The organism is Pseudonocardia sp. D17 (assembly GCF_036984265.1).
In the GTDB taxonomy this organism is placed as follows: Bacteria; Actinomycetota; Actinomycetes; order Mycobacteriales; family Pseudonocardiaceae; genus Pseudonocardia; species Pseudonocardia benzenivorans.
The window spans coordinates 1-1,878 of sequence record NZ_BPRG01000212.1; the positions used below are offsets into that span (position 1 = coordinate 1).

Sequence of the window (1,878 nt, forward strand, 5' to 3'; positions counted from 1 at the left end):
CCTGAAGAAGGCCGAGCAGTCGATGACCGACCGCGTCGTCGAGGCCTGCCAGACGCTGAAGTCCACAGGTAGGTCGGTGGGGAAATGACTCGGCGGGCGACGACGGCGGCATCTCGGACCCGGTCGCGGACCCTCCAGCCCGTTGCGTCGCGTAGCGCAGGCCAGCAGCCTGAGGGTGAGCGAGCTGTGCTGGAACCGACCTCGCGCTCGGGAGCAACCATGAACGTCATCGGTGACGACAAGAGCACCCCTTCTCAGCCGTGTCCGACCGTGCGTGAACGCTGCAGCGCCATACCGGAGCGGTGGTTGCAGAACGTCCTCGAACGCGGCCTGATCATGATCGACGGTATTCCTGTCACAGACCTCGACACGAGGACGTTGCCCGGGAGCGAAATCACCATCGGTGGCTGATCAAGACGTAGAATCCTCGGCAGGAAGCCGCGCTGACGTGCTCGAGGACGCACGACTGGTGCTCGCAGCCGCCCCCAGTCGATGTCGACGAACGCCGACCAGCGGGAGAGGACCTCGGCAGCGTGACCCTCGAGGTCCAGCGGCAGACTCGTCCTTCCCCGTGGTGGTCGTTCCTCGATCGGGCCAGTGGGAATCGTGCCCTGAGAACTGGGGCCGGGAGCACCTGGATGTGCGCCCGAACGGGATCGGCCCGGAGCGGACCGTGACCCGAAGGGACACCCCCTTGTCGAGCAACCTCGATCACAAGCCTCCCAATCACCGGCAACTCGATGATCATGATCGGCGGGGCGGTCACATCGAGGCTTGGACCACCTCTACAACGTCGTTCCCCTCACTACGCCGACGTGAACAGGGTGTTGAGCATGGTCCGCAGCGGCTTGAGATCGCCGTCGTCGTGGGCTGCGCGGGATGCGCTGGCGTTCTCGCCGGCGTCGAGGACGGCCCATCGGAGGGTGTACCCGGCGTCGCGGGCGAGCTGAGCGAGCAGCGCGCGCTGTGTCCGGCCGTTTCCCTCGCGGAACGGATGCAGGAACGTCAGGGCGGCGAGCAACGCGGTGAGCTCGTCGAGAAAGGGCTCCCGGTCCAACCCGCGCAGGTGGTCGCGCGCGGCCAGGCCGAGGAAGAGCTGGCCGGCTCGTCGTTTGATGTCGTGCGGCGGGCAGAACATCTGGCCCGTCTTGCCCAAGGTGACGGTGCGCAGCTCCCCGGCCCACTCGTAGACGTCCCCGAAGATGAAGCGGTGGAACGCCTGCAGGTGGGCGAGGTCGTAGTGCCCGGGTAGGGGGGAGCGGGTGAGCTCGGCCATCGCGTTCGTCGCGATGGCGGCCTCGGCCTGGCTCAGCGTGTGGGGGTCGGTGATTCCCAGACGGTTACGCAGGACACCGGACTCGAGATCACGATATTGGTCCCAGCTCGGCACGGTCGCTGACGGTCAGCGGCGGTAGTGGGTCAGCAGGCGTGTCCGGGCCTCGTCGAAGCTCAGGGTTCCGTCGGCGACCTCACGCATCACGGCTTCTCCGAACTCGCTGAGCTCGAGGCCTTCGGCCCGGGTTGAGCCGATCGCGTCGGCTACCGCTGATCGGCGCTCGTCGGCCAACAGTTGGGCGTAGCGGTCGGCGGAGAGCAGCACGACCTCGGCTCGACGATGACGCCCGGCGAACACGGGCCTCCCAGAGGAGCTGCGGGCCTGGGTCATCGCATCGGCGAGGTGTTCGCGCAGCTCGCTGATCGAGAGAACCTCCGGGATGCTCACACGCAGAAGGGTACCCGAACCTGTACATGTTGGTGTACGTAGCGATCGGTTCTGGCCGTCGGCCCGGGTTCGCATCGTCGCCTACGCCCGACTAGTGCCTCGTCAGGCAACGTTCGGTAGGTAATCGGGCCTGCGGATCCTGGACTCGGGAGCGA

3 protein-coding genes are annotated in these 1,878 nt (G+C 66.9%); 1 reads left to right on the plus strand and 2 read right to left on the minus strand.

The genetic code is table 11. The features are described 5' to 3' along the window. Positions 1-186 precede the first annotated feature (186 nt). A complete protein-coding gene (locus tag PSD17_RS28050; protein ID WP_339125290.1) occupies positions 187-411 on the plus strand; it encodes a hypothetical protein in 225 nt (74 codons plus the stop codon). A 394-nt stretch (positions 412-805) separates the two neighbouring features. Here PSD17_RS28050 and PSD17_RS28055 read toward each other — a convergent pair whose 3' ends face one another. After that, the gene (locus tag PSD17_RS28055) at positions 806-1,390 is read right to left on the minus strand and encodes a Fic/DOC family protein (RefSeq protein WP_339125292.1); all 585 of its coding nucleotides are present in this window, start codon (positions 1,388-1,390) and stop codon (positions 806-808) included. Positions 1,391-1,402: 12 nt separating this feature from the next. Continuing rightward, positions 1,403-1,723: an antitoxin VbhA family protein gene (locus PSD17_RS28060; protein WP_339125294.1), complete on the minus strand. Its 321-nt coding sequence runs from the start codon at positions 1,721-1,723 to the stop codon at positions 1,403-1,405. Positions 1,724-1,878: the final 155 nt, after the last annotated feature.